Annotated in this window: 4 protein-coding genes and 1 rRNA gene; 2 read left to right on the forward strand and 3 right to left on the reverse strand. The window is 48.2% G+C overall.

Annotation, left to right across the window (positions count from 1 at the left end):
* Window positions 1–82 (forward strand): 5S ribosomal RNA (rrf, locus tag ACRC27_RS04750); the annotation flags it as partial.
* 330 nt (window positions 83–412) lie between these two features.
* Here rrf and pssA read toward each other — a convergent pair.
* Both pssA and ACRC27_RS04760 read right to left on the reverse strand, forming a co-directional pair.
* Window positions 413–1,771, reverse strand: a complete 1,359-nt coding sequence (gene pssA, locus ACRC27_RS04755; RefSeq protein ID WP_438639309.1) for a CDP-diacylglycerol--serine O-phosphatidyltransferase — start codon at window positions 1,769–1,771, stop codon at window positions 413–415.
* A 113-nt stretch (window positions 1,772–1,884) separates the two neighbouring features.
* Window positions 1,885–3,366: a cobyric acid synthase gene (locus ACRC27_RS04760; protein WP_438639307.1), complete on the reverse strand. Its 1,482-nt coding sequence runs from the start codon at window positions 3,364–3,366 to the stop codon at window positions 1,885–1,887.
* A gap of 115 nt (window positions 3,367–3,481) precedes the next feature.
* Here ACRC27_RS04760 and cobO point away from each other — a divergent pair, with 115 nt between their 5' ends.
* The gene (gene cobO, locus ACRC27_RS04765) at window positions 3,482–4,075 is read left to right on the forward strand and encodes a cob(I)yrinic acid a,c-diamide adenosyltransferase (RefSeq protein WP_438622451.1); all 594 of its coding nucleotides are present in this window, start codon (window positions 3,482–3,484) and stop codon (window positions 4,073–4,075) included.
* Between the two features lie 28 nt (window positions 4,076–4,103).
* On the opposite strand, the gene ACRC27_RS04770 is transcribed toward cobO, so the two are convergent.
* A partial coding sequence (locus ACRC27_RS04770; protein ID WP_438639308.1) for a GNAT family N-acetyltransferase occupies window positions 4,104–5,800 on the reverse strand: 1,697 nt, incomplete at its 5' end.

Genomic DNA, 5,800 nt, shown 5'->3' on the forward strand with positions numbered 1-5,800 from the left:
CCATGCCGAACTCAGCAGTGAAACGCCGTAGCGCCGATGGTAGTGTGGGGTCTCCCCATGCGAGAGTAGGGAACTGCCAGGCATCAAATAAGTAGAAAGCCCATCCGAAAGGATGGGCTTTTTGCGTTTGGGATTTTGGTTATGTTGAGCTGAATTTGGCAGGGAACATAAGCTTGGCTGAGTCTTGAGTAAAGAATAGAGAGAAGTGAGCGATTTGCTGAGTTTCACGCGATTACTGAATTATCAGGAAGTAATTTGCTATGCAGTCATCGAGCGATGCAGCCTTTTGATGGGGTATTGGCGGTTTTTTTGTGTATCCCACAAGCGCGTTTTTTAAGGCTCTGTTTTTATCGCATAAAAAAACCCCGTAAAGACGGGGTTAGTTAATATCAGCAGAATGGTATGACAGGGGTTACAGAATTTTATTGATGAGTCGGTCAATACGCATGCGGCTTAAGCGGCGGATCAGTTTTTTGACCGGTTCTGGGTAATCACTGAGTGTTTGTAACTGCTGATAGTGCGTGATATGTGTTGTGTGTTCACGGATATGCTGCAATTCGGTATGACGCTGTGTCTGTAATTCAGCTTGTGGATCATGAATTAAGAGTGCGTTTTCTAAATCTAATCCCCATGCTCTTGGGTTTAAATTGTTGCCAGTGAGCAACTGCCAACGGTTATCAACCCAAACGCCTTTCAGGTGATAGGTGTTGTCTTGATCTTTCCAAAGCCGGATCGTGAGTTGATCATTTAAAATAAAACGCTGCAGACGGCTCATAAAACGACGCAGGTTTATCTCATATAAATAGGGCAGTGCGCCTATCACTCGGAATTTCTCTTCCGGTGAGAGATAAAAATCGTTAGCCGTTTTATCCCCGATAATAATTTCAACACGCTTGCCCAGTTGTAATAACCGATGAATAATTTTTACCAACGGAGCGGGCAGATTGAAGTAAGGGGTACAGATGGTCAGTTGTTCTTCTGTTGACGCTAATAGGTCTTGAATCGCTTCATTAAGTTGACTACGTTTTCCCAACCCACACAACGGGCGAATGCTGAGACATTCGTTGTTATTACAGGTGCCGTATGTTTCGTAGGTAGCGGTTTTGAGAGCATGGCGCAGTTGCTTGATGGCAACTTTGATCTCTTGTGTCGTCGGTTTGTCATTGCGATCAAGGCGTTGTACCGCACCGGCATTCATCAGTGAGTCTTGCATAAATTTGACCATGCTATTGGCAAGGTCTGGGTGGTGAATTTGATGATAACGGTCGTAGCGGTATTTATCTTGTTTATGCAGATAAACATTATTCAGGCTGGCTCCGCTGTAGAGCACGGTGTCATCAATCACAAAGCCTTTGAGGTGCAATACACCTAAGGCTTCACGGGTATTCACCGGAACGCCATAAATGGGGATTTCACTGTCTGGATGTGCCCCAGCCTGATCTGTATACCATTGTGCATTGGTTGATAAGGCGCTTTCACCAATACGCCCGCGCTGGGCGCGATGCCAGTCAACAAAGATTCGGATATCTAAGTGTGGTGTTGTGGCTTTGGCGCTGTAGAGTGCGTGTAAAATTTCCTGACCGCCCTCATCATTTTCTAGATACAGGGCCGCGATATAAATACGTTGTTTGGCGAGCCCGATAAGATCGAGCAGACGCGTACGAAAATCATCTGTTTTAAACAGAGTGTTTACACTGTCTGCCTGTAGTGGAAAGCAGGGCAGTAGCTCAAGGTGTTGCTGATTTTTGTTGCGTTTTAGTTTTGACAGCATCACAAGAATACTCAGTTCATCAAAATGTATTGGTTAAATAATCACGGTATCGAAGCAATACGTTGAACCGTTAAAAATACCATGTTTTGAACATAATTTCCGCTTTTACATGATTAATGCGGGCGTGCAGGGATCAGTAACGCATCGAGATCGATATGTTCTTCTATGGCATCGGCAATGCGGTTAATCGCAACTTCATGTAAAGCAAAGATATCAACGGTTGCTGCATTATGTAAGCCGGCCCATTGTAGCCAGTGTTGGCAGGCTTCTGGATGATCAAATAGACCGTGCCAGTAAGTGCCGATAATCTGTTGGTCTTGGCTGATACAACCATCTTGCTGACCATTGTCATTGTGTATGACAGAATGATTTGTTGGATGTTCAGTTTTACCCAGATGAATTTCATATCCTGTGATCGGACAAGGGTTTTGCTGTGGTAAATGGAGCGTACCTTGTACGGTTTTTAGCTGCTTTTCCGTTTCTAATGTGGTGCTAACGGGGAGCAGGCCAAGACCTTTGCTGCTTCCTGCGTGGCCTTCAAGACCTTTAGGATCATGGATCCATTCACCGAGCATTTGATAACCGCCACAGATCCCGAGTACTTTTCCCCCGTACCGTAAGTGTTTTTCAAGGGCTTTATCCCAGCCATTTTGTTGCAAAAAGGTCAGGTCATCGCGCACTGATTTTGTTCCCGGTAGAATGACGAGATCGGCGGCAGGCCAAGGCTGGCCTTGGGCGACAAACTGTACATTAACTTGCGGGTGTGCCCGCAGGGCATCAAAATCGTTGTGGTTACTGGTGCGGGTGAGCACGGGGATAACAATATTGAGCTGTGTGGTTTCGTTGGTGTTTTGTTGTGCATTGATGGCATCTTCTGCTTCTAAGTGCAGGTTGTGCAGATAGGGAAGTACACCAAATACTTTTTTACCGGTTTTTTGTTCTAACCAGTCAAGCCCGCTATGCAGCAGGGTGATATCTCCGCGAAAGCGGTTAATGATAAAACCTTTGACCCGCTGTTGTTCACTTTCAGACAGCAGTGCCAGTGTGCCGTACAGGTGGGCAAAGACACCGCCTTTGTCGATATCGGCAATAATAATGACCGGGACATCGGCCTCTTCAGCAAACCCCATATTGGCAATATCCCGATCACGCAGATTAATCTCTGCGGGGCTGCCAGCGCCTTCAATGATTACTGCATCGTATTGGTTGGTGAGGATATGGAATGATTCCAAAACTTTACCGAGTAACTCTGGTTTGTGGTGGTGATAAACCATGGCATCCATATTGGCAAATACTTTGCCCTGCACAATGACTTGTGCGCCAATATCGGTGTTGGGTTTGAGCAGTACCGGGTTCATGTGAATAGAGGGTTCAATATTGCAGGCTTGTGCTTGCACTGCTTGTGCTCGGCCAATTTCGCCCCCTTCTTTGCTGACGGCGCTGTTCAATGCCATGTTTTGTGATTTGAATGGGGCTACAGCAAATCCGCGCCGTTGTAGAACGCGACACAATCCGGTGACAAAGGCGCTTTTACCGGCATCAGAGGTGGTTCCCTGAACCATAAGGGTAAAGGCTGGATGCAGTGTTTTGTTCATACGGGCTGTTATTCCATTCAAAAAGAGTAAAAACAGTTTAGCTTACCGGAATTTGGTTGTGTTGCGCGAATAAAATGGCAAAGTGTGTTGCAGAAGGTAATTCATTATGGAGCAAATGACAGTGGCAGATCGTCATCAGGAACGGCAGCAACGGCTGAAAGAGAAGGTCGATGCGAAAATTGCTAATGCACAGGAAGAGCGCGGATTATTACTGGTCTTAACGGGTAACGGGAAAGGAAAAAGTACCGCGGCAATGGGGACGGTAGCGCGCGCAGTCGGGCATGGGCAAAAAGCGGCGGTTGTGCAGTTTATTAAAGGGAATTGGGATAACGGTGAGCTTAATTTGCTGTCACCACTTGGGGTTGAGTTTCAGGTGATGGCGACCGGTTTTACGTGGGAGACACAAAACAAAGCGCTGGATATGGCGGCAGCACAAGCGACTTGGTTGCATGCGCTGCGGATGTTGGCTGATCCGACGTTGGATTTAGTGGTACTCGATGAACTGACTTATATGGTGCAGTATGATTATCTGCCGCTCGATGAGGTGGTTCAGGCGATAGCACAGCGCCCGACAGAACAAACGGTAATTATTACCGGACGCGGCTGCCACCGTACCTTACTTGAAATGGCAGATACAGTGACGGAGATGCGCCCAGTAAAGCATGCTTTTAATGCAGGACTAAAAGCACGCAAAGGGATTGATTGGTAATTGCCAAACATGGAGAACCTTGGGTGATCTAGTGGGTGTTCTTACCTGTATTTTCGTCAATGGGTAGCAGTAAGCTGACAATGCCCTCTTCAAGTTGCATATCGATACTAAAGCCGAGCTTTTGCGCAAGGGTGATCATGCCGCGGTTGGTGGGCATGGTTATTCCTGAAAGCTGTTTGACTCCTGTACTGCGGGCATAGCTCACCAGTTTGGTGAGTAACATGCGCCCAAGCCCCAGCCCTTTGAGATCGGATCGTACCAGTAGAGCAAATTCAGTATCAAGGTTATCTGGATCAGCCAATGCGCGGGCGACACCAATAATTTCAGCGGTATCGCCGGTATGCCGAACGGCAACAAAGGCCATTTCTCGGTCGTAATCTATTTGTGTCATGTGTGCTAGATCTTCATGGCTGAACTCACCAATTTCACTGAAGTAGCGGCGGTAGAGATCTTCTCGGGTCACCTGGTTGATAAATGCACGGTGCAGCGGTTCATCTTCGGGCAAGATCGGACGTAACATGCAGAGCGATCCATCGCGTAGGTGAGTGATCTCTTCGAGCTCTTTAGGGTATGGGCGGATCGCTAAGCGGGTATAAGGATCGCGCTGACGGGCGGTCAGTTGCAGAGTGACATCGAGTAGGGTCATATCGCTGCCGGTTGCAAGTAACGGGTGGATATCGAGTGTTTCAATTTCAGCGCAGTCGAGGATCAGGTAAGAGACCTGTACCAGCAGGCGGCTGAGTGCGTGAATATCAAGTTGGCTACGGTTGCGGATTTTTCCACTTTTCAGTGCGCTGACAATCAGATAGCGGGCGAGTGTCATGTTTAAAGGTGGCAGTGCGGCAACCGCATCGTGCTCCATATGCCATTCTGAGCCGCCTTCTCCGAGTAAAATCACCGCACCGAACACGGCATCTTGAATGACTTTGACGCGCAGCTCTTGCGATCCGGTACGCGGTGCCATCGGTTGTATCGCTAAACCAAGCAGGCTGGCAGCCGGAAAGTGCTGCTGACAGCGTTCGATAATGGCATCTGCGGCTTGCTGAACTTCATGGGCGTTGCGCAGATTAAGCATGACGCCCTGCACATCAGATTTATGCGCAATATCAGCCGATCGTAATTTTACGGCCACCGGATAGCCGATCTGTTCTGCAATATGTACGGCTTCAGCACTGTCTGCGGCAATCAGTGTGTTAAGGGTATGCAGGTTGTAAGCGTGTAAAATAGGCTGTGCCTGATAGGTGTCTAGCTGATAGTGCTGTTGTTCTAGTGCGTTGTGTAATAACTGATGGGCAAGAGTGGTATCTATCGGTAAACCGGCCAGAGATATGGGGGTTTCCATTAACTGTTTTTGGTTACGCCGGTAAGAGACGCGGTGCATAAATGCGGCGATAGCGCCTTCAATGGTCCGGTAGGTGGGAATTCCGTGTTCGGTAAAATGCTGGCGCGCGCGCTGTGAGATTTGCTCTCCTGACCATGTGGTGAGGATATCTTTGTGCCGCCCTTGTGGGTGTTGTTGCAGCAGTTGGGTGATCTGCTCGGCTGTATGGGTAACAGGTGCAATAGCACTGGGTGCATATAACAGCAAGATCCCGTCACACTGGGGGCTGGAAAGAAGCATATCCAGTGCTTTTAGGTAGCGCTCTGGGGTGGCATCATCACGTAAATTTAGCGGATTTCCGGCTGGCAACTGCAGTGCCGCTTCCAGCGCTTGCTGTTCGGTTT

It is taken from the genome of Plesiomonas sp. (assembly GCF_051650925.1).
In the GTDB taxonomy this organism is placed as follows: Bacteria; Pseudomonadota; Gammaproteobacteria; order Enterobacterales; family CAMTGL01; genus Plesiomonas.

Excerpts from the sequence above, each read along its gene's own strand:
- pssA (WP_438639309.1), bottom strand. The coding sequence starts at position 1,771 with ATGCTGTCAAAACTAAAACGCAACAAAAATCAGCAACACCTTGAGCTA.
- cobO (WP_438622451.1), top strand. The coding sequence starts at position 3,482 with ATGACAGTGGCAGATCGTCATCAGGAACGGCAGCAACGGCTGAAAGAG.
- ACRC27_RS04760 (WP_438639307.1), bottom strand. The coding sequence starts at position 3,366 with ATGAACAAAACACTGCATCCAGCCTTTACCCTTATGGTTCAGGGAACC.